This is a genomic window from Mycoplasma bradburyae, assembly GCF_024338845.1.
Lineage (GTDB): Bacteria > Bacillota_I > Bacilli_A > Mycoplasmatales > Mycoplasmoidaceae > Mycoplasmoides > Mycoplasmoides bradburyae.
The window spans coordinates 642,706-665,709 of the sequence record NZ_CP101414.1 but is presented as its reverse complement, the minus strand read 5'-3'; the positions used below and the strand labels follow the sequence as shown (position 1 = coordinate 665,709).

General features: G+C 29.7%; 17 protein-coding genes and 2 tRNA genes. 16 read left to right on the top strand and 3 right to left on the bottom strand.

Going from position 1 to position 23,004, the window contains the following annotated elements; genetic code table 4:
- From NMG68_RS02630 to NMG68_RS02600, 7 genes are all read left to right on the top strand, one after another.
- Positions 1–2,499 carry an ATP-binding cassette domain-containing protein gene (locus NMG68_RS02630; RefSeq protein WP_255034412.1) on the top strand — a complete coding sequence of 833 codons (2,499 nt, stop codon included), beginning with the start codon at positions 1–3 and terminating at the stop codon, positions 2,497–2,499.
- Positions 2,478–3,032: a DUF3899 domain-containing protein gene (locus NMG68_RS02625; protein WP_255034411.1), complete on the top strand. Its 555-nt coding sequence runs from the start codon at positions 2,478–2,480 to the stop codon at positions 3,030–3,032. The genes NMG68_RS02630 and NMG68_RS02625 overlap by 22 nt, the downstream gene beginning before the upstream one ends.
- 31 nt (positions 3,033–3,063) lie before the next feature.
- Positions 3,064–3,151, top strand: a tRNA-Ser gene (locus NMG68_RS02620).
- A gap of 282 nt (positions 3,152–3,433) precedes the next feature.
- Complete coding sequence (efp, locus tag NMG68_RS02615; protein WP_255034410.1) at positions 3,434–4,000, top strand: elongation factor P; 567 nt, start codon at positions 3,434–3,436, stop codon at positions 3,998–4,000.
- Positions 3,981–4,301, top strand: coding sequence for a hypothetical protein (locus tag NMG68_RS02610; protein WP_255034409.1), 321 nt, complete (start codon positions 3,981–3,983; stop codon positions 4,299–4,301). The genes efp and NMG68_RS02610 overlap by 20 nt, the downstream gene beginning before the upstream one ends.
- On the top strand, positions 4,301–4,693 hold the full coding sequence (locus NMG68_RS02605) for a transcription antitermination factor NusB (RefSeq protein ID WP_255034408.1): 393 nt from the start codon (positions 4,301–4,303) through the stop codon (positions 4,691–4,693). The genes NMG68_RS02610 and NMG68_RS02605 overlap by 1 nt, the downstream gene beginning before the upstream one ends.
- 1 nt (position 4,694) lies before the next feature.
- Positions 4,695–5,363, top strand: coding sequence for a DUF5453 family protein (locus NMG68_RS02600; protein WP_255034407.1), 669 nt, complete (start codon positions 4,695–4,697; stop codon positions 5,361–5,363).
- Here the strand turns inward: NMG68_RS02600 and NMG68_RS02595 are convergent.
- Positions 5,360–5,770: an HIT family protein gene (locus NMG68_RS02595; protein WP_255034406.1), complete on the bottom strand. Its 411-nt coding sequence runs from the start codon at positions 5,768–5,770 to the stop codon at positions 5,360–5,362. The genes NMG68_RS02600 and NMG68_RS02595 overlap by 4 nt on opposite strands.
- A gap of 59 nt (positions 5,771–5,829) precedes the next feature.
- On the opposite strand from NMG68_RS02595, the gene NMG68_RS02590 reads away from it, so the two are divergent.
- From NMG68_RS02590 to NMG68_RS02575, 4 genes are all read left to right on the top strand, one after another.
- Entirely contained in the window at positions 5,830–7,293 is a 1,464-nt protein-coding gene (locus tag NMG68_RS02590; RefSeq protein ID WP_255034405.1) for a hypothetical protein, read from the top strand.
- A 167-nt stretch (positions 7,294–7,460) separates the two neighbouring features.
- Positions 7,461–8,849, top strand: a complete 1,389-nt coding sequence (gene eno / locus NMG68_RS02585; RefSeq protein WP_255034403.1) for a phosphopyruvate hydratase — start codon at positions 7,461–7,463, stop codon at positions 8,847–8,849.
- Between the two features lie 79 nt (positions 8,850–8,928).
- Positions 8,929–10,293, top strand: coding sequence for a DEAD/DEAH box helicase (locus tag NMG68_RS02580; RefSeq protein ID WP_255034402.1), 1,365 nt, complete (start codon positions 8,929–8,931; stop codon positions 10,291–10,293).
- A 131-nt stretch (positions 10,294–10,424) separates the two neighbouring features.
- Positions 10,425–17,390 (top strand): EAGR box-containing protein, encoded by a 6,966-nt coding sequence (locus NMG68_RS02575; RefSeq protein ID WP_255034401.1) that lies wholly within the window; start codon positions 10,425–10,427, stop codon positions 17,388–17,390.
- A 138-nt stretch (positions 17,391–17,528) separates the two neighbouring features.
- Here the strand turns inward: NMG68_RS02575 and NMG68_RS02570 are convergent.
- Positions 17,529–17,605: transfer RNA gene (locus tag NMG68_RS02570), tRNA-Arg, on the bottom strand.
- A 28-nt stretch (positions 17,606–17,633) separates the two neighbouring features.
- The gene (locus NMG68_RS02565; protein ID WP_255034399.1) at positions 17,634–18,155 is read right to left on the bottom strand and encodes a hypothetical protein; all 522 of its coding nucleotides are present in this window, start codon (positions 18,153–18,155) and stop codon (positions 17,634–17,636) included.
- Between the two features lie 29 nt (positions 18,156–18,184).
- Between NMG68_RS02565 and NMG68_RS02560 the strand changes: the two genes are divergently transcribed.
- The 5 genes from NMG68_RS02560 to NMG68_RS02540 are packed head-to-tail and all read left to right on the top strand — an operon-like array spanning position 18,185 to position 22,974.
- Positions 18,185–19,036: an MPN551 family DNA-binding protein gene (locus NMG68_RS02560; protein WP_255034398.1), complete on the top strand. Its 852-nt coding sequence runs from the start codon at positions 18,185–18,187 to the stop codon at positions 19,034–19,036.
- Positions 19,037–19,045: 9 nt separating this feature from the next.
- Entirely contained in the window at positions 19,046–20,236 is a 1,191-nt protein-coding gene (thiI, locus tag NMG68_RS02555) for a tRNA uracil 4-sulfurtransferase ThiI (protein ID WP_255034397.1), read from the top strand.
- Positions 20,221–21,201 (top strand): DHH family phosphoesterase, encoded by a 981-nt coding sequence (locus tag NMG68_RS02550; protein WP_255034395.1) that lies wholly within the window; start codon positions 20,221–20,223, stop codon positions 21,199–21,201. Before thiI ends, NMG68_RS02550 begins: the two co-directional genes overlap by 16 nt.
- Complete coding sequence (locus tag NMG68_RS02545) at positions 21,185–22,009, top strand: TrmH family RNA methyltransferase (RefSeq protein WP_255034394.1); 825 nt, start codon at positions 21,185–21,187, stop codon at positions 22,007–22,009. The genes NMG68_RS02550 and NMG68_RS02545 overlap by 17 nt, the downstream gene beginning before the upstream one ends.
- Entirely contained in the window at positions 21,988–22,974 is a 987-nt protein-coding gene (locus tag NMG68_RS02540; RefSeq protein ID WP_255034393.1) for an RluA family pseudouridine synthase, read from the top strand. The genes NMG68_RS02545 and NMG68_RS02540 overlap by 22 nt, the downstream gene beginning before the upstream one ends.
- Positions 22,975–23,004 lie beyond the last annotated feature (30 nt).

Below are 23,004 nucleotides of genomic sequence, written 5' to 3'. Positions count from 1 at the left end.
ATGAATCCTAAAAAAGATAATAACGAACAACAAACTTTATTAGATGTAGCTGATTTATCAGTTGTTTTCAACTCTAGAGGTTCGCATTTTACTGCTGTTAATAACGTTTCATTTAAAGTTAATAAAGGTGACTTTTTTGGAATCATTGGTGAATCTGGTAGTGGTAAATCAACAATTGGTAAAACTTTAGTTAGACTTAATAAAGCTAGCGGAGGTTCAATTAATCTTGATGGTCGATTAATTGGTAATAAAAAGATTTCAAGATCTGATAAATCTTGATTACATCAAAATGCTCAGATGATCTTTCAAGATCCAATGAGTTCGCTAAACCCAATCAAGACAGTTTTAAAGTTAGTTTCTGAGCCGATTATGATCAATAAAATGATTCATAAAAAAGCTAAAGAACTTTATAAAAAACTAACTTATATCCGTCCGTATTTTCATTATTCATTCAAGAATAAAGAGTTTTCATTAACTTATGAATATGAATCGAATTATTTTAAAAAACTAGCGCAAAACTATCATGATGGTTTTAAAGCTTTAAGTGAATTAAAGTTATCTAATAATGACTTTAATACCGGATATAAAGAAATTGTTTTCTTAATGGACGATATTTCTGAAAAAGTTCAGAGCAATATCGAGTTATCAAAAAAATACTTAACAGATTATAAGAATATTTTATATAACTTCATTAAGGATTATGATAATAAACAATACGAACAAGTAGATCTTGAATTTGATCAAGCTAAACAAGAACAAGCACAAAAAGAAAAAGTTCTGAAATACTCGCAAAAGGTATTAGATTTAAAAAAACAGAAAGAAAATAAAAAACAAGAACTTAAAGATCTTATTAATAACTTTAACGAAGTTTATTTATTTAGAAACTTTTCTGAACTTTTAAGTTGATTAACTACAGTTGAATCTGAAGTTAAGAACTTTAAACATAAGATGAGATTTGCTAATGATCCGCTTGATTATGTTTATGCTGGAATTAATTATTTCTGAAAAAAATCTGAATTAAGAATTATTAATTCAATTAAGAATGATCGTTACTTTGAAAAAGAACAATTGGATTTATTAATTGAAAAGATTAATGAATACTTTAGAAATATTTTTGAACCACTTGTAAATATCGTTATTAATTACTCAATTGAATTAAAAAAAGATATTTTAAAAACTAATATTTTTTACAAACAAGCTGATTGTTATTTTGATCTTGCTAAACAACTTCACAAAGTTATCAACAAGAAATTAGATTTATCAAGACTAGAAGAATTTAATGTTTATCTTGATGTTGTTGCGAGTAACAATAAGTTTATTGTTGAAAACAAATACATAAACAATAGTTTTGATGAATGAAAAACAACAATTAGTAATAATTTTAAAGCGATAATTACTGAAATTAACAATCACAAAGATGAATCACAAAAGATTGCTAATGAAAAAAATGTTGATGTTTATCATTTAAAAAAAGAAATCAATCAACTAGATCAAGAGATTAAGAAGAGTTATTCTGCTTATCAAAAAAATAATAAAGAAAACGAAGTTAATGAAGTTGAGTTAGCGATTAGAAATACTTTTGATAAGAAAACTAAACGTGATGTAATAATCGAAAATTACAAAAACAAATTACCAGAAGTATTATCTAAGCGCGAATACTTATCAGAAGAAGTTAAAAAACTTCGTGAAGACTACAGAAAAACTAAATTTAGATTTTCAAAATTAGTTAATGAAAAAATCCACGATTTAGCTAACCAAAACAAATGAAAAGCAAAAGATGTAAGTCTTTTAATGGGTGCGATAAAACTACGTTTAAAATCAATGGATACAGTTGATTTTGAATATAAGATTGTTCATAAAGATAAGAATATTTATCGCAATCTATTTTTAAAATTACCTAAATGATTAAATTGAATTTATTTATTCCCTTTAAGATCAATTTTAATCCGTGATAAAGTGTTTGACGCGCTTAGTCAGGTTGGTTTAAAGCCAGAACACGCATACAGATACCCACACGAATTTTCAGGTGGTCAGCGTCAAAGAATTGTGATTGCTAGAGCATTAATTACCGATCCAAAGATTGTAATCGCAGACGAACCGATTTCAGCGCTTGATGTATCAATCCAAGCTCAGATCGTTAATATTATGAAAGAGATGGTTGAAAAACATGGCGTTACCTTTTTATTCATTGCTCACGATCTATCGATGGTTAATTATGCATGTAACAATGTTATCATCATGCACAGAGGTAGAATTCTTGAGCGCGGTAGTGTTGATAAAATCTTTAAAAACCCAATCCATCCATATACTAAATCATTAATGAAAGCTTCTCCTAAGTTATCAAACATTCACCTAGATCTAGCTTCATTTGATGAAGGATTTAATTACAATAAAGATTACTCAGTTATTAACAAACCATCATACTTCAAAGTATCTGATAATCACGAAGTTTTCTGCACGAAAGAACAATTTGATTTATGGGTAAATCAAAACCGCTAAAGACAGGTTATAGCAACTATTCAAATAGTTACATTAATAAATTAAATAAAAACGATTTAACCGATCAAAAGATAAACAATACAATTAACCAAAACAACCTAAAATACTCTAAGGGTTGATTTGGTTTTTGTTTTTGTTTAATTGTCGTTATTGTAGTTTTATTTGTTTTATTATTTGTTAATCGGGGTTTTGGAGTTTCTAAAAAAACCCAAATCCTTGACGCAGTGACAATTTCAAGCGGAATCGGTTTTTTATTCCATGCAATCGGTTTTATCAATCGACAAAATATCTTTATGATGTTAAAGTTTAAATTTAAAAAACTGGGAATTTTTTTAAGTTTAAAAAAACAACGTGAAAAGAAAGATTTCTTATATGATCATGATAATGCTAGTAACTATATCAAGACGTATGAAGATTATTTAACTTACGCAAAAGAAAAGAATAAGGCTTCATTTAAAGTTTTTTACATAACTTTTCTGATATATGGAATTTTATTTTTAATTTCTATTATTCTTTCTTTCAGTTTATCTTAGAAAATGTTATAATTTCAAAGATAAAACGTTTGGGAGCATACTCAAGTGGTTAAGAGGACACCCTGCTAAGGTGTTAGATCAGCAATGGTGCGTGGGTTCGAATCCCACTGCTTCCGCCATTAAATAACTAAATCTATTAAAAAAGTAGCCCAACACTCATTAAGGGCTACTTTTCTATTTAAATTAATCTTTTAGTTATTTAATTGAATTAATTATTTAGTGCAAGGACAACCTTCGCAAGCACATTTGTCTTCACAAATGCATTTTTTAGTTGTTATGCAATCACATTTACATTCATTTTTAATTAGCATAATAATTTATTTTCCTTTCTCACTAAATTTTATATATCAAATAAAATAAATTTGTTCTGATTTCAATATATTAAAATTTCATAAACAATTATGGCATCAATTATTCACGCAAAAGACTTAAGAAGTGGTCACACAATTTTTTTAAATGACCAAATATATTTAGTTATTGAAAACTCATTTAACAAAACCGCAATGCGCGAAGGGATTGTTAAATGTAAAGTTAAAAACTTACGTACTGGAGCTATTACTACTGAAGTAATGACTGGTATGAAACTTGAACAAGCAACAATTGAAAAACAAAAGATGTCTTTTGTTTATCAAGATCAAAACAGCTTTGTTTTCATGAACAATGAAACATACGAACAAGTAGAAGTACCTAGTAAGTTACTAGAATACGAAAAGAACTTTATTAGCGAAGGCACTGAAGTATCAATTATGCGTTATGAAGACGAAATCCTTGGGGTTAATTTACCTGACCAAGTAGTAGTAGAAATCGAATACGCAGAGGATGCAGTTCAAGGTAATAGTGTTAATAACGCTTTGAAAAAAGCAACATTAATAACTGGTTATGTAATTGAAGTTCCTCAATTCATTAAATCTAAAGAAAAAGTAATCGTATCAACAATTGACGGAAAATATGTCTCAAGAGCTAACTAATACAAGAAGTCTTGTATATAACAAATTTGGTAGTATCAAGATAACTGATAAAGCCTTTTTAAAATATATTAAGAACAAAATTGATTCTTATCTTGAAAATAACAAATTGATTGAATTATTAAAAGTTGATTTGTATCACTTTTATGATGATACTAATGCTCAGATTAATATTTATGTTAAGTATCTTAAGAAGAAATACGATAACGACTTCATTAAGAATTTATCTAACCAAATTATTAATGCGATTAATGTTGAATTAGGCTTAGTATTAACTTCAATAAACTTTATTCAAAAATTCTAATGGCTAATCAAACCAATAAAAGATCACAATATCGGATTAGATATGATCGTTTAACTTTTATTTATCAAGCTTTATTATTAGACCTTAATCTAGAACAAATCTACGATAAAATTAACCAATTAGAAGATCAAGATGATCAAACGTTTTTAAATAACTGAACAGGTTATATTAATCAGATCCCATCATTGGTATCAACTCATTTAAAACAAACCTGAAGTTGAAATCGTCTTGATTATATGATCAAAGCTTTGTTTAATTTGATTATTACTGAAGCTAAAACGGTTAAAACTCAAAAAGCAATATTGATATCTCAAGCAACTAAGTTGATGCAAGAATATGGTGATCTTAGTAGTATCAATTTAATAACAGCAGTTCTTAACAAGATTTTATAAGATGAAACTACGTAAATGAAGAAATCATTACATTACTTTTTTGGCTAATATTTTTATTTTTTTGGGTTTTATTGTTAATGTTTTGATTATCAAGATCATCGATCCGATAAACAATCAAACAACATCAATCAAACCTGAATTAATGATCATTATTGCTTTAATTGGCGGTTTGATTGGAGTTAGTTTTATTGCTTTAGACATTAAATACTTTAGCAAAGACTTCCCTTATAAAAAATTCCATTACGATAAGAAATACACCAAGCTTTATATCGCAGGTATTTCAATTACACTAGCTAATTTGATGATTGGAATGTTATTAGTTGTCTTGGGCGTTTTTTATTCTAATAAAGCTGATAAACTTAATGCTAATGAGATTATTGAGAACTTTAATATAACCAAAGGGTTAATTTATGGTTCAATTGCTGTTGTAGGTTTTATCTCAATAATCGCTTTTACAATTATTCGCTTATCAAGATTTTATATTGAACTAGATCTTGAAAAAAGAAAAAATAACACTGACAATACAATCAAACCTGTTAATAGTGATGATAAACCTGTAATCATTGGTATTGATGATGGTAATGATAAAAATAAAATAGAAGATGATTCATCATCTTCTATTAAAAAAACAGATAGTACCAAACCATCAGCTGGTTTAAGTGAGCTTTAGTTTTTAATCTTTTCCATTACTTCTTTAAGATCTAAGATATTTACTTTATTAGTCTTAAAGCCAAATCCTTCTTTAGCGGCATACTTAGGTATAATATGAAGGTGATAATGAAATACTTCTTGACCAGCTATTGATCCTTCATTAGATACATAATTAAATCCATAAACATCTAAACTAGATTTTTTTAGGATCTTAATTACTTCTTGAGCTAGATCAGTTACTGCGTGCATATCTTCATTAGGTGTGCTTGAAAAATCCTTGTGATGAGCTTTGGGAATAACTAATGTATGACCATTAGACACAGGAAAAGCATCTAGAAAAGCGATTGCTAATTCATTTTCGCAAACAATATTAGCTTCAATTTCTTTGTTGATAATTTTGCAAAAAATACAATTTGATTGAGTCATTTTTAATTTTCTTTAATCTATTACTAAACAAATATTAATATAATAATAATATTAATTATATGGTTAATGATAATAATAAAGCAACATTCGAAACATTAACTAACTACATAGCTTATGTTAAAAAGGGTGATTTAAAGGTACATTGATCTTTAAATAAAAAACAATTATCCTTATCGCTAAGTAGTTTTGTTTTTCTTACTTTTACAGCATTTTTTGTATTAGTTTTAGCTTGTAATGTTTTTTATATTGTTTGATCAGCATTTAATAATACTGATATAAACAATAGTGTTGATACATCTATGATGTTAGATAAAGTTAATAATGGCTGGAGTGTCAACTTAGCTTTTTTTGTATTATCATTAACGACATTAATTTGTGAAATTGGCTTTGTTCTTAGGTGTAATTACTTATTAAATTTTAAAAAGGTCATCACGCCGATTAAATTAATTAAACGAAGTTTTAATTTTATTAATGCAATCGTTTTAATTTGTTTATCCTTGTCATTATTATTTATCGTTTCAGGTTTTGGGGTGTATGCTAATTTCAATAAACTATACAATCGCACAGTACCGACCGGAAAGTTTTTTGATGAAATTAACCAAGGAGCAATTATCAGTCAAAAAACTTTATTAAGTGCAATTCTTGGAATCTTCTTTACATTATCACCGACTTTATTATTAGCTAGCTTATTAATATACAGTGTGTTTGTTGTTCAATACCATGTATTTACTTCTTTTTATAAGATCACAAGAGCAATCAGACCGTTGGTTAAAGAATTAGTTTTACAAGAAAAACTAAAAGCTAAAGAAGATAAAAATAAGTTGACGATTCTTAATGAACAAGAAGAAGAACTTAATGAAAAAGTTGTTGAAGTTATTAAGCAAAAAGTAACTAAACCTAATGTTAAAGAGAATATTAATATTGACCAAAACAATGTTAATGATTCGATAAATAACAACCAAACAACTCAACAAACACCGCAACCTGCAACTAATCCTAATCTAGATTCTTTATTCAAAAAAATGTATGCTAACAACAGCATTAATCCTAATCCAGATACCAAATCAACTCAAGCTTATACACAAACATACCCTAATCAAAATAATATTAATCAAACTCATAATGTTAATGTTAATAATACCCAAAGTTTTAATGTTAATCCAACACCAGCACAACAAACAATAAATTCTCAAGAAGTTAATAACAACATTAACCCAACATCAAGCTTGAAAGATATTATTAAAAAAATCAATACACCAACTAAATCATTTGATGGACAAAATCAAGCTAATAATCAAACGCAATCAGTTAATTCTTCTCAACAAACAAACACTAATAATATAAACCCTGGTGATCTTTATAAGAATATCTTTAAATTCAAAACGCCGTTTGCAACACCAAACCCAAACAATAACAACCAACAAAACAACGATGATGATTTACCAGTAGGAATAGGCGTTGATAACCAACAAGAAAAAGATTCAAAACTATTAAAAGAGTTATTGAAGAATGTAAAAAAATAAAGAGCAAAATAATTCGCTCTTTATTTTTATTATTAATGTCAATTTTAAAAATAGAAGATTACAAAAACTAAAATTTTTTTTGGTTCTTTTTAATTTATTTGTTTTTGCTTTTATATTTTTATAAAATAAATATATAAAAGAATATAAAAAAAGAAGAAAATAATAAAATGGCAAAAAACAACAGTACTAGCAAAAACAAAAAATTAGAAATTAAGAGTGTTTTTGCTTACCAAGTATTTGACTCAAGAGGATTCCCGACAGTTGCTTGTGAAGTAATCCTTAACGATGGGTCTAAAGGATTAGCAATGGTTCCATCTGGAGCTTCAACAGGGGAAAAAGAAGCTTTAGAATTAAGAGATGGTGGAACTAAATACCACGGAAAAGGTGTTAGTAAAGCTGTTAACAACATTAATAAAAAAATTGCTCCAGCTATTATTGGATGTGATGCTTCATTACAAAAAGAAATCGATGAAGAAATGATTCGAATCGATGGTACTAGTACTAAATCAAAATTAGGTGCTAATGCTATCTTAGCAGTTTCAATGGCGATTTGTAGAGCTGCTGCTGAATCATTAAAATTACCTTTATACAAATACATTGCTAAAAAAGTTGCTAAAATCAAATCAGCTGAATTCATCTTACCAGTTCCAATGTTAAACGTTATTAACGGTGGAGCACATGCTGATAACACAATTGACTTCCAAGAATTTATGATTATGCCAGTAGGTGCTAAAACTATGGCTAAAGCATTACAAATTGCTAGTGAAGTTTTCCATTCATTACAAAAAATTCTTAAGTCTAAGAAATTGAATACTAACAAAGGTGACGAAGGTGGTTTTGCGCCTAACTTAAAATCAGCTGAAGAAGCTTTAGATTTAATGAGTCAAGCAGTTACTGAAGCGGGCTATACTTTAGGTAAAGATGTGGCTTTTGCTCTTGACTGTGCTGCTAGTGAATTCTACAACAGCGAAAAGAAAGCTTACGTTTTCAAAAAAGCTGTTAAAGCTGGCATCTTAACTGAAGAAAAAGGTACTAAAACTACTGAACAATTAGTTGATTACTTAGAAGAATTAACTAACAAATATCCTATTATTTCAATCGAAGATGGTTTAGATGAAAACGACTGAGATGGTATGAAATTACTTACTGAAAGAATTGGTAAGAAAGTTCAAATCGTTGGAGATGACACTTATTGTACAAATCCTGAATTAGCTGCTAAAGGTGTTTCATTATCAGCTACTAACTCAGTTTTAATTAAATTAAACCAAATCGGTACTTTAACTGAAACTATCTCAACTATTAACATTGCTAAAAAAGCTAACTGAACAGCTGTTGTATCGCACAGATCTGGTGAAACTGAAGACTCATTTATTTCAGATTTAGCTGTTGCTTTAAGCACAGGCCAAATTAAAACTGGATCTATGTCTCGTTCAGAAAGAATTGCTAAATACAACAGATTATTAGCGATCGAAATCGAATTAGACAAAGAATGTAAATACTTAGGTAATAAAACTTTCTACAACCTAACTCCAGTAAAAAATACTGCTAAGAAATAATTCTTATCAATAGATTAGATTACCAAAATAAGAAGTTTTAGTCCGAACTTCTTATTTTTTATTTTTTAAAATATAAGCTATGAACAAGATATATAATTGAAAAGATTTTATTCAAAAAACCTTAGAACAACTAAAGATTAATGAACCTACCAAAATTCAAAAAGAAGCAATACCACCAATAATTGACAATAAAAATATTATTGGTGTTGCTCCAACAGGAACTGGTAAAACATTAGCATTTTTATTACCGATCTTACAAAATTTAGATCCAGAACTAAATCTAATTCAAGCAGTTATCATTGTTCCTACAAGAGAACTTGGTAACCAAATTAAAAATGTATTAGATAAATTCATCAAAAACAACAACACAATCAAGGTTCGTTCTTTTGTTGGGGGGGCTGAATTTGATAAACAAATTATTAATATTAAAAACAACCCGCCACACATTTTAATCTCAACACCTAAACGGTTTAATGAAGCATTAAACCATAAGGTGAATTGAAATCTAACATCAACTAAATATCTTGTTTATGATGAAATTGATATGTTGATTGATCAAGGGTTTATTAATGATCTGATCAACACTCAGGAATATTTAAGTAATGCTAATAACAAGTTAGTGATTACAGCGTTTAGCGCCACTTTACACGAAGACTTAATCAATAAGATTAAACGTTTTATCAAGAATGCTACGCCTATTAATGTTTCGGGTTCGATCTGAGTTCATGAAAATATTAAACACTATTTAATTAAAAACAAGAGTCTAGATAAATTAGATTCTTTACATGCGATTATTAAGAATATTGATCCTTATCTATGTTTAATATTCGTTAATAAGATCAGTGACATAGACGAGATAAAAAACTGGTTTGAAGTTCAAAAAATTCCTTACGCAGTTTTACATGGAAAACTTGATTCAAGACAAAGAAAACAACAGTTCAACTTAATTAAGAATCAAGTTGTAAAATATGGAATCGTATCTGATCTGTCTTCTCGCGGAATGGACTTTCAGGGAGTTTCACACGTAATTTCATGAAACTTACCTAAAGATGACATCTGATACATTCACAGATCAGGAAGAACTTCAAGATCTATCTATCAAGGTGAATCATATGTTTTACACGATCCTAATGATGAACCGATCATTAAACGTCTAGAGCAAAAGAAGATTATTTTTATCCCTTTAAAAATTAATCGTGATTTAAGCTTAACAAGATACGAATTGATAAAGACTGCTAATAAGAAAACATTAGACGATAAAACTGCTCAAGAAATCAAGAAGATCTTAAATAAAGCGCCTAAAAAAGTACAACCTGGTTATAAGAAAAAAGTTAAGCAACAAATCAACAAAGTGAAAGCGAAAGCTAAACGTGAAGCGATTGAAAAGAAGGTTAAAGAACGACTAATTGCAGGTTATAAAAGAAAAAATACTAAAAAAAATTAACTTATTAGCGAAAAATACAATAAGAAATAAGCAAAAATAAATTTTTTTTATCTTAGAATATATATAAATTATGTGTTCAGCGAATTTGGTCTGAATACAATATTTATTAATTAATAACACATAATATAAATATGGCAGAAAAGAAAAAAGCAGATCAAACATCTGTTAATGCTAAAAGTGATATTCAGAATAATGAACCTGCTTCTATATCTTTAGATGGTGGAAGTAATAAAAAGAAAGTTTCTAAAAAGGGTTTAGAATCTTTAAGTTATTCTGATTATTATAAAAAATACTTAGAGTCTAAAAAAGAAGACTTCGAATTATTAGCTAAAAAAGCTTCAACTGATACGATCAAAGACAATAAAGAAATTAAAGAAGAGATCAAGGCTGAAGCGTTTTATGCTGATTCTGCTTTAGATTACACTAAAGAATTAAAAAACGAAAACTACAGTGATCATTTCAAAAAGATGGAAAATATAGACCAAAACAAGGTTGTGTTTTCAAATGAAATGAAGTATGACAGTAAAAAAGAACAAGAAGGTGAGTTTGTTGTAAGAAATCAATACCACCCAAGTTTTAATGATGTTATACCATCATCTAATAGTTATGATGATCTACCTAGTTTTAATGACCTGAATGCAGGCCCATCATACAGTAATCAGAATAAACAAATAGATAGACAAAATAATAACTTTAATGGTTTTGAACGACCAAACGCTTTTGATCGTCAAAATCAATTTGATCGTTTAAATCAACCGATTCCTTCAAGAATGTACATTCCAAGAGGATACATTCGCCCAATCAATCCGTTTTCTCGTTCACAATTTAACCCTTATTTTAATCCTTATCCGGTTCCGCCATATTATTACCAACCACATCCTGGTTTTTCGCCATACAACCAAAACCCTTATAACCAATTCAACAATCAACAAAACCCTTTTTCAACTAACCCATCTAAAAATTCAAACAAACAAGAACAAGGTAGTTACACACAACAATTAATGGATTTTGATCCGTTTGCTAGTACTGCTGAATTAGCTGTTGTTAATAATGATTACAATCCTTTAACTAACCAACTACCAGCTCACTCAAGCAATAATCAAAACGAATTAGTAGTTGCTAATAAAAAGCAACCAGAATTAAGTCATATCATTAGTTCTTTCAATAAGAGAATGAAAGAACAACTTCGTATTGTTGCTAAACAAAACGAAATGATAGAAAGATTACAAACTAAAGTAATCGAATTAACTGAAGAAAAAGTAACTGCTCTAATTGAACAGTCTAAGATTTCAACAGAAGATTTTGCGCCAACAACACAACATAATTTTGAAGCTGTTGTAACTGATACAATCGAACAAGAAGAACCAGTTGAAAAAACTGTTGAAGTAATTGGTGAAATTTTACCCGAAGTTAGTCAACCAGCTCCAATTAAAGTTGAACAACCAGTTGAACAACCGCAATCTGATATCGTTGTAGATTTATCTGAAATCGAAGTAGATGATCCAGTTGTAACCAACATTTGAGCTGTTGAACCAGATGATTTAATTGATACTGAAAAACTAGATGAAGAGCTAGCAGCTTTTGAAGAGTTTGATTCTGCAAGTGTTGAAGATGAATTAGATCTAAGTTTATTAGAAGATGAAATTATTGATTCAATCCAACCACAAATCAAATACGAAGCAACAGCTATCAATGAACCGGTTCAAAGTGAATATGTTAAACACGAAGAATTAGTTCAAGACAACGGTCTATTAGACTTAGATCTTTCAGATGATGATCAAACGCCTGAAAGTGAAGAAATCTACACTCCTAATGAATTATTAGATTTAGGAAAAGAATTAGATAAAGAACAATCTGACGGAATTAAGAATAGTATCGTTCCGACTAATGTAATTGATGAAATGTTTGGTGATCAACAAAAGAGCGATCCATCACGCAGATTCTGAGAAGGTTATGTTGGAAATTCAGATTATGGTTTCTACAACAACAAAACTTGAAACTGAAAAGGAAAATTCTCTAAATTACAAAAATGAATTCCTTTCACTCATGATGATGAAGTTCCGTTCTATGGAACTAAACACGTAATTTTATCTGCGATCAAGTCATCTGAACGTAAGAAATTCTGAAAAGAATTAATTGGTGACCCAGTTTATGGTCACTTTGAAGGTTCTTCAAAAGTTTGAATCTGACACGGTGTATTTGATCAAGAATTAAACTGAATTCCAGATCCAACACACGAATTTAAAACTGAAGAAGAAGTTTTAAGTCAAAAACAAAAACAAAGCTTCCCTAAGAAAAAAGAACCTGCTAAAAAACCTAGCGCTCCTAAAGTTCTTAAAACAACTGAAATTACTCCAGAATCAGATCTTCACAAGATCTTATTAGATGATCCAAGATACAAAAAGCACATCGGTAATGAAGAGTACGGATACTATGATAACGATGGTGTTTGAATCTGAACTGGTAGCTTTGATGATGAAGGTAACTTCAAACCTGACAAGGTTGAATTAGATATCTTATCTGATGCTACACAATCTGAATCTAACTTCTCGAGTTTATTTGAGTCTTGAAAGAAAAACAACCAAAATAATTTAGAATACGAAATTGAATCTAGAAAATTCAAAACTTCTAAAACTAATGTTGTTTATGTTGACGAACAAGAACAACCAGAAGACGATCTAGAAATCTTATTAGATCAAGATCAAGAAGAAAGTTTTGATAATGAAGATTTAGTTATTCTTGAAGATGAACTTGAAACTAAACCAACTAAGAATGAATTAATTAGATCTTCAATTTATAACAAACCAAAAGATGAAGATTTAGGTATCTTAACTTGAGATCGTTCAAAAATTCATAATGACAGAATCATTGATGCTTCAGTATTAGAAGAAAGTTCTTCATTAAAAGCTCCATTCTGATTAGAATTTGTTGGTGATGACAACTACGGTCACTACAACACTAAAGGTGATTGAGTATTTGATGGTTACTTTGATGATGAATACGAATTCGTTTCAACTAGAAGAAATCAACAAGTTGAACAAACAGAAATTAATTCAGTTTCAAAAACTTCAATCCTAGAAGAACACGGTGATCTTGATGAATACTTCAAACCTGCTAATAAAGAAGAATTCTTAACTTATACTCCTAAACCTAGAAAAATAGAAGAAACTAAGAAAGATGAACCATTCTTCAATAAGTTTATAGGGGATTCAAGATACGGATTCTATAACGATAACAATGTTTGAATTTGAAATGGTTACTTCACTGATGAAGGTGAATTCATTTCAGATTCTGCACCTAAAGTAAATAAGATTTTAGAAGAAGTTGCTAAATTAGCGTTTGAAAAAGAACAAGAAGAAAAACAACAATTATTAAGAGAAGAAGCGCAAAAAGAATACGCTGCTAGAGAAGAAGCTTTATTAAAAAACCTTGAAGCTAAGCAACAACAATTAAAAGAACAATTAGCTCAAGAATATGAAGCTAAAGAACAAGCGCTTAGAGAACTAGAAGCTAGACAACAGTTACTAAAAGAACAAACTGAAAAAGAATATGCTGCTAGAGAAGAAGCTTTATTAAAAGATCTAGAAGCTAGACAACAATTATTAAAAGAGCAAACAGCTAAAGAGTACGCTGCTAGAGAAGAAGAAGCGCTTAAAGAATTATTAGCTAAACAAGCTCAATTAAAAGAACAACTAGATCAAGAATACGAAGCAAAACAAAAAGCGCTTAAAGAACTTGAAGCTAAGCAACAAGCATTAAAAGAACAAGCGATCAAAGATCAAGAAGCTAGAGAAGAAGCTTTAAGATTAAGAGAACAAGCTCTAAATGAAAGAGTTCTTAAAGTTAAAGAACAAGCATTAAGAGTTAAAGAAGAATCATTAAGACAACAAGAAGCTAGAGAACTAGCTGCTAGAGAACTAGCTGCTAGAGAAAAAGAATTAGCTGAAAAAATTAAAAAAGCTAATGAACTTAAAGATTCTACTAAGTTCATTAAACCGAATAAAGATAACTACAAATCAATTCATCAATTTGTAGGTACTTTATCAGATATCTCAGCAGTTAAAAAAGAAGTTCAACCAGTTCAAGAAGTTCAACAAGTAGTAGAAGATCAAGTAATCCAAGAAGTTACTCCGATCGTAGTTGATCTTAATAAAGTAGAATTACCAACTTCTCAATTTGATTCACAAAGTGTTTTAGTTCAACCACAAGAACAAGAAGTTAAACAAGATATCTTTGCTAAGAAAGAATTAGATTTAACTAATGTTCAATTCAGATTAGCAGATGAATCAAGTACTCAAGAAGTTCTAAATATTGATGTTTCTAAAGTTGAATTACCAGAAGTTCAATATAAATTACAACCAACAAAAGTTGAAGTTGTTCAACCTGCTATTCAACCTACTATCTTTAATGAAGAATTAGCTTCTGAAGTAATTAATGTTCAAGTTAGCGAAATTCAACAACCAACATTTACAAACGCTCAACCAGTAGTTCAATCATACGAATGACAAACTACTCAGGAATCAAATGTTCAACAACCAACAATAGCTACTCAAGAAAGTCTTGAAGCTGAAGAAGTTAAAGTATCTCCAATTGTTGCAGATCAATTATTATCAGTTGGTATTAGTTCATTTACTCCAAAAATTCAACCAGAACCAATTCAAGAAGCTGTAACTATTACTCCAGTAGTTACTCAACCTGTTGATGATTACATAGCTCAACCTGTAATCGAAGAAAAAACAGTTGAACAAATTACTGAAGAAGTAATCGTTCAAGAACAACCAGTAGTTGAAGAATCTGTTCAAGAACAAGCTGTAGCTGAAACTGTGGCTGAAGAAGTTGTAGTTGAACAACCAATTCAAAAAGAAGTTCAAACTCAACCTGAAACTGTAGTTGAAGAAATTCAACCTGAAGAACCTGCAGTAGAAGAAGTTGTAGAAGAAGTTACTGATCAAACGCAACCAGAAGTTTCAACAACTGATGAATATGTTTTACCAGTAGAACAGGCTGAAGTTGAAGAATCTGTAGCTGAAGAAATTCCATCTGAAGAAACTGATGCGCAAGAAGAATCTGCTCAATTCTGAGAAAAATTCGTAGGCGATGAAAACTATGGTCACTACAACGAAGAACAAGAATGAGTATGAGCTGGATACTTTGATGAAAACCAACAATTCATTAAAGAAGAAGCGCAAGCTGAAGAAGTAATTTCTGAAGAAGCTGCGGTTGAAGAAACTCCAGCTGAAGAAACTGTTGAAGATGAAGTTGTAGCTGAAGAATCTTCCGCTCAAGAAGAAACTCAAGCTGAAGAAACTGTAGAAGAACAAACTGAGGTTGAAGAAGGTGAGTTCTGAGAAAAATTCGTAGGTGATGAAAACTATGGTCACTACAACGAAGAACAAGAATGAGTATGAGCTGGATACTTTGATGAAAACCAACAATTCATTAAAGAAGAAACAGAACAATCTGAAACAGAAGTAACAGAAGAATCTACATCTGAAGAAAATCCTGTTAAAGAAGAAGTTGCAGTTGAAGAAACTACCACTGAAGAAGAAACTCCAGCTGAAGAAGCTAGTGAAGAAGCAGAATACTGAGAACAATTCGTTGGTAATGAAGAATATGGTCATTACGATGAAAACGAAGAATGAGTATGAGATGGATCCTTCGATGAAGACAATAACTTCTTTAGAAATGAGGAAGAATCAGTAGAAGAAACTCCTGCTGAAGAATCAACTGATCAAGAAGTTGTAGCTGAAGAATCTGAAACTGAAGAATCAGTTAAAGAAGAAGCTGTAGCAGAAGAACAAACTCCATCTGATGAAGAAGTTGTTGAAGAAGATTCTGCTGTTGAAGAAATTAGCGAAGAAGAACAACCTGAACCTGAAATTATCGATTTCAGTAGTAATACAGAAAGTTCAGAAGAAACTGTTAGCGAAGAATCTGAAGAACAAGCTATAGCTGAAGAATTAGAAGAAGCTGTAGAAGAAGCTGCTGAAGAAGCTAGTGAAGAAGCAGAATACTGAGAACAATTCGTTGGTAATGAAGAATATGGTCATTACGATGAAAACGAAGAATGAGTATGAGATGGATACTTCGATGAAGACAATAACTTCTTTAGAAATGAGGAAGAATCAGTAGAAGAAACTCCTGCTGAAGAATCAACTGATCAAGAAGTTGTAGCTGAAGAATCAGTTAAAGAAGAAGCTGTAGCAGAAGAACAAACTTCATCTGATGAAGAAGTTGTTGAAGAAGATTCTGCTGTTGAAGAAATTAGCGAAGAAGAACAACCTGAACCTGAAATTATCGATTTCAGTAGTAATACAGAAAGTTCAGAAGAAACTGTTAGCGAAGAATCTGAAGAACAAACTATAGCTGAAGAATTAGAAGAAGCTGTAGAAGAAGCTGCTGAAGAAGCTGCTGCTCAAGAAGAAACTCCAGTTGAAGAAGAAGCTAGTGAAGAAGCAGAATACTGAGAACAATTCGTTGGTAATGAAGAATATGGTCATTACGATGAAAACGAAGAATGAGTATGAGATGGATACTTCGATGACGACAATAACTTCATTAAAGAAGAAACTGTTGAAGAATCAGTAGAAGAAGTTGTTGAAGATGTAGTAGAAGAAGAACCTGCTGAAGAAGAAGTTTCAGAAGAAGCAGAAGCTGATGAAGCTAGCGATGAAGAAACTGAAGTTGCTGAACAAGAAGAAATCGAAGAAGTTGAAGTAGAAGGTGAAAACTATATCTACGCAGATGAAAACGGTGAAATCAACTTTGATGATTACATTGGTAACGAAAACTTTGGTTACTATCTAGAAGATGGTGAATGAGAATGATACGAAGGTGACTTTGATGAAAATGGTAACTGATTCGTATATGTTCAAGGCGAAGCTGAAGAAGTTAATGTTGAAGAAGATATCCCTGCATTAAAAGGTGTAGATACTGATTCAGTTGATGCTGACGACTGATTATCTCAATTCGATGAAGATGCGGCATCTGCGATTTTTGATGATGAAAATGCTGATGAAGATGACTATGATGACTTCGACTTTGGTGATAAGAAGAAAAAAGATAAGAAGAAAAAAGATAAAAAATCTAAAAAATAATCAGCTCTTAAAATAAAAAATGCACAGGTAAATTTAAAACCTGTGCTTTTTTATTGTTTTGATTACTACAAAATAAAAACCAGGTAATGTTATTATTACCTGGCAAGTTAGTTAGTTAGTTTATTAGTATTATGTTAATGGCGCGCCCAATAGGACTTGAACCCATAACCGTCTGATCCGAAGTCAGATGTTCTATCCGATTGAACTATGGGCGCATAGTTAACCTTTAATATTATAAAAGAATTAAACTTTTTTAGCTCAATAATTATTAATTAACAGATTTGATTCATCTTTTAAAATGTTTATTTCTTTTAATTCAATTGCATTTAATTGATACATCCCGATTGTTTTTAATAACTTAGCTAATTTAGCTTTAGATTTATCAACAACAATATACAGCCATTTAAGATTGGTGGATTTACATACCTTTATTAAGAAGCTAATAACACTTTCAATAATCTCTACATCTTCATTTTTTAATAAGTATTCGATTCGTCCATTAGTCTTATCGATACTAATTTTTATCAAACCACAAATGACATTATCTAGATAGATAACAAACAAGAAAGCGTTCTTATCAGTCCATTGTTTCTTGGCTGATAAAATGTATTTTTCTAGCTGAATCAGACTCATTTCATCTTTAATCAGACCTAGTTGGTGATAATCTTTTAGACTATTTAAAAAATCATAAAGTTGATTAATTTGATCAATTTCAACTTTTTTTATTTCTAAAAGAGGATTAATTACATATCTTTTAATAAACATTGTTTTATATAATTTTAATAAATAAAGATATGCCTTTTAAAAAAGAACTAATAACAGAAGATAATTTTAAGATAGATGATGGGCAAATTATCTTATCTGAGCAATTCAAAAAAACTTATAGTAGTCGATTTAAAAAAATCACAGGCAGTCGATTTCCAACAATATTAGGGGTCAATGCGTTTAGCACGCCGTTTATGGAGTGATTAAAGATGGTTAATCTTTACTACGAAACCATGGATCCTATATTATCTAATGCAGGTGTGATTATTGAACCTAAGATACGTGATTATGTAGTTGATAAATTTAATATTAACTACAAGTCATACGAACCTAAAGAAGTTGGATTTGATCTATTTAAAGATAATGATATTTTTGGTGGAATTCCTGATGGAGAGCCGGTTGATGAAAACGGTAAGATTATTTATGATGAAAACCATCCAATGTTAGAAATTAAAACAACATCAATTGATAAGCTTAGTTATAAAAAAGTTGATGGCGCTTTAAGAATGATGGTTGATGAAACTGGATTACCAATAGTTAAAGAAAAACGTCAAAAATATCTTGAGTGATATGATGAAAATAATAATATTAAAGTTAAAAAAGAATATATTTTGCAATTATCATTATATCTATATCTAAGAAATGCTTCTTTCGGTCGTTTCGCAATTATTTTTTTACGACCCGAAGATTACAAAACACCAGAAGCAATTAATATTGATAAACGCTTAATTGAGATTGTTGATATGAATGTCAATAGAGCTAGCATTGAACCGTACATTAAACAAGCTAAGCAGTGATATGAAAATCATATTCTTACGGGAATTAGCCCAAAAATGACATCAACTGATATCGAATTTTTAAAATCGCATAAAATTATATAGTTGTACTATATGGTCAAAAATAATTACAAAATAATGATTAAGTTTGGTGAGTTATGATTAAAAAATAACAACCGAATCGATTTCATTAATCAATTAAAAGATAACATCGTTCAAGCAATCAGTAAGTTTGAATTAAAAATTACATCTCAATACGACCACTTGTTAATAAGTGGATTTGATCAGAATAACCAAAAAGAAATAATTGATATTCTGACAAAAATCCCTGGAATTAATTATGTATGCTTGGTTGAATATTTAGAAAGAGAAATTGACGAACTTAAAACAAAAATTTTAAGTATGGTTCAAGATGGTGATCAATTAGCTTTTGAAATCAAGCGTAAAGATAAATCTTATGAACTAGATAGTTTGAGTCTTAAAAAGGCTCTGGCTGGTCATTGTTTAAGAAATCGTAAGATTGAGATTAACTTGAATAACCCTACAAATTTAATTTATATTGATGTAATTAAAGATAACTTTGTTTTGTATCTTAATCGTTATAAAGCTGTTGGCGGGTTACCTGTTAAGTCATCAGGTCGAGTTTTAGTTTTATTATCTGGCGGTATTGATTCTCCGGTTGCTAGTGATCTTTTATACAAAAGGGGCATGCATGTTGATTATTTAACATTTATCACTCCTCCGCATACTTCTAAAAAAGCTTTGGATAAAACGGTATTATTAGCTCAAACCGTTTCGAATTATAATCAAGTTAAAGAAGCTAAAATCTTTATCCATAATTTTTCGAATGTCCTAAAAGAACTTTCGCATACAAAATACGAAAATTACCGTATTACTTTAATGCGAAGATGTTTTTATAAGATTGCCAACAAGTTAATTAAGCGGTATGGTTATGATTGTATTGCTACAGGAGAATCTCTTGGCCAAGTAGCTTCACAAACAATAAACAGCATGAAAACAATTTCTGACGCTACTAAAGATTTATTGGTTTTACGCCCTTTATTGTGTTATGATAAAAACCAAATAATTGAACACGCCAAGAAGATTAATACATACAACATATCAATTCTTCCGTTTGATGATGCATGTTCAATTTATGCGCCAAAAAAACCAATAACCAATCCGAAGATTGATGTTATTGAAAAAATCGAAGCTTCATTAGATTTTTTAGATGTTGTTATTGATAATTCAATAACTAACGACATCACCCAATTTGATTTAAATAAACAATGAGACAACAACTAGAAGTGCATGATCAGATCTGGGCAAAAGTTAAAGAGTTTGATTATTTAACTTTTTTTGTTCATGAACGACCAGATTTTGATGCATTAGGTTCAGCATTTGCGTTCAAAGAATTAGTTAATAATATTTATCCCGAAAAACAGGTTTATGTAATGGGAACTTATAAACTAGATCCAGAACTTGGAGCTAGTTTGTTTCCTTTTGAAAAACAACCTGTTGATATCGATTTTTTAGAAAAATCATTAGGGATTATTTTTGATACAGCAAATGCCGAAAGAATTCTTACTGGACAACATAAATTAGTTAAAGAGATTATTAGAATTGATCACCACCCTAAAACAGAAACGATTGGTTCAATTGAATGAGTCGATCCAACCTTTTCATCAACTGCTGAGATGATTGGTTGATTTATTAAGTGAATGGGCTTTAGATTAACTTCAATAATTGCTAAGTATATTTACGCAGGCATTATTACTGATACTGGAAGATTTTTATATTTAGCGACCACACCTAGTACATTTATGATGACAGCAGAAGTACTAGCCACAGGCTTCAATCGCAATGAAGTGCATGATGCAGTATATTTAAAACCAATCCTAGAACATAAATACTATTCTTATGTAGTTAATCGCGCTAAGATTACAAGTAATGGTTTAGCATATATTGCGATTAAAAAAGGTGCTCACAAACGTTTTGGAATTAAGTCGCCAATGACAATGGTGCATGCCTTAAATAATATTGATGGCGTTAAGATATGAACAGCTATTTATTTTGATGACCAATCCCAAAAATGAAAGGGTTCAATTAGATCACACAACATTCCTATCAACCATTTTGCTGCAATGTTTAATGGTGGTGGCCATAAGTTTGCTAGTGGTTTTAGTCTTGATAATAAACAAGATTTTTACAAATTAATAAAGGTTTTAGATGAGTATCTAAAAACATTTGATAATGATCAACTTTCATAAAATAAATTCTAAAGCTAATCCAATCTATAAAGATTTAAAAGTGGCTTACAAAAATGGTTTTAACAAACATATTAGTGATTATTTTTGTGTTGGTGGGATTAAAAATAATTTAATTGCTTTGAATAATAACTGAATCCCGCATACCATTTTTGTAAGTAAATCATTTGATCGCAAGATTGTCAATGATATAAAAAACAGATTAAAAAATAATTCAATCAGATGAATTGAGTTATCAGATGAATTAAATCAAGAATTAAAAACACTTAACACACAAGCTGGTGACTGTTATTTTTATTATTTAATCAAACAATTAAATCACCAAAGTTTTGAACTAAGCAAGAAATATAATTACCTTTTTCTAGATAATATTCAAGATCCTAATAATTTAGGAACAATCTTACGAAATGCTGCTGCTTTTAACCTTAATAAGATATTTATTAATCATTCTGTAAATCTTTATAATCCTAAATTAATCAGAGCTTCAGCTGGAGCTGTTTTTAGTAACCAAATTAGTGTTATTGATGATCTTGATAATTTTATTAATGTCGTTGATAAAAAAGGTTTAAAATTTGTGGCAACTGCTAATAAAGCTAATGCTATTGAGGTCGATCAATTTGATAGTGCTAGTGGAAATATTATTATATTTGGCAACGAGGGAAATGGGATTAATAAAAGATTATTAGATTTAGCTAATACTACGATTAAGATCGCAATTAATGATCAACACACAGAATCTTTAAATGTAGCAACATCAACAGGGATAATCTTATACGAACTAAATAAGATATGAAAAAGACAATCAAAATAAAGACAATCGATGATTGTATTAGGATCGATAAGTTCTTATTCAAAGTTCTTAAAGATTACACAAGAACTAATATCTATAAGATGATTAGAAAAAAAGATATAACGGTCAATAATAAAAGAATTGATTTTGATTATATCTTAAGAGTTAATGATCTGATTACTTATTATGATTTTCAAAAAACTGATTCTAAAAAAGGGTTACCAGTCTTTTTTAAAGCTAAACCTGAATTAGATCTAATATATGAAGATGAGAATATCATCATATTTGAAAAACCGCTAGGCATACCTTCTCAACAAACTAATGAAAAAGATAGTTTTGATAATATGCAAAACCGCGTTTTGCATTATTTAGCTAAAACTAATCAATATGATTATCTCAATAACCATTCCTATGTTGCTAGTATTGCTAACCGTCTAGATCAATACACTTCAGGAATTATGCTTGCAGCTAAAAATCTGAAAGCGCAACAAGCTCTTAATGAAATCATTAAGAGTCGAGACCTTAAGAAGTATTATCATTGTTTAGTTCATGGGCAAATCAAACCTAAAAAAGCTACTTGCACTGCTTATTTATACAAAGATCCTGATAAAGCCTTGGTAAAAATTCAAGATAACAAGACTGATCATAATAAGACAATTATTACCAAATACAGTACTTTGTATTATTTTAAAAAGCTAGATTATACCTTGCTAGATGTTGAACTAATTACGGGTAGAACCCATCAGATTAGAGCGCATATGTCATACTTAAATCACCCAGTGGTAGGTGATTATAAGTATTCTAAGCCAGAGTATAAAGATAATCAAAACAACTATAAGCACCAATTACTTCATAGTTATAAGATCGTATTTGATTTAGCTAAATATGATGATGACTTCATTCTTAAATATTTAGATCAGAATGAGTATTACACAAAATCCGATGCTTGGTTTTTATTGGAATTGCAAGATAAAGGTTTATGATAATCATTAAATAAAATTAATTTTGGTAAAATG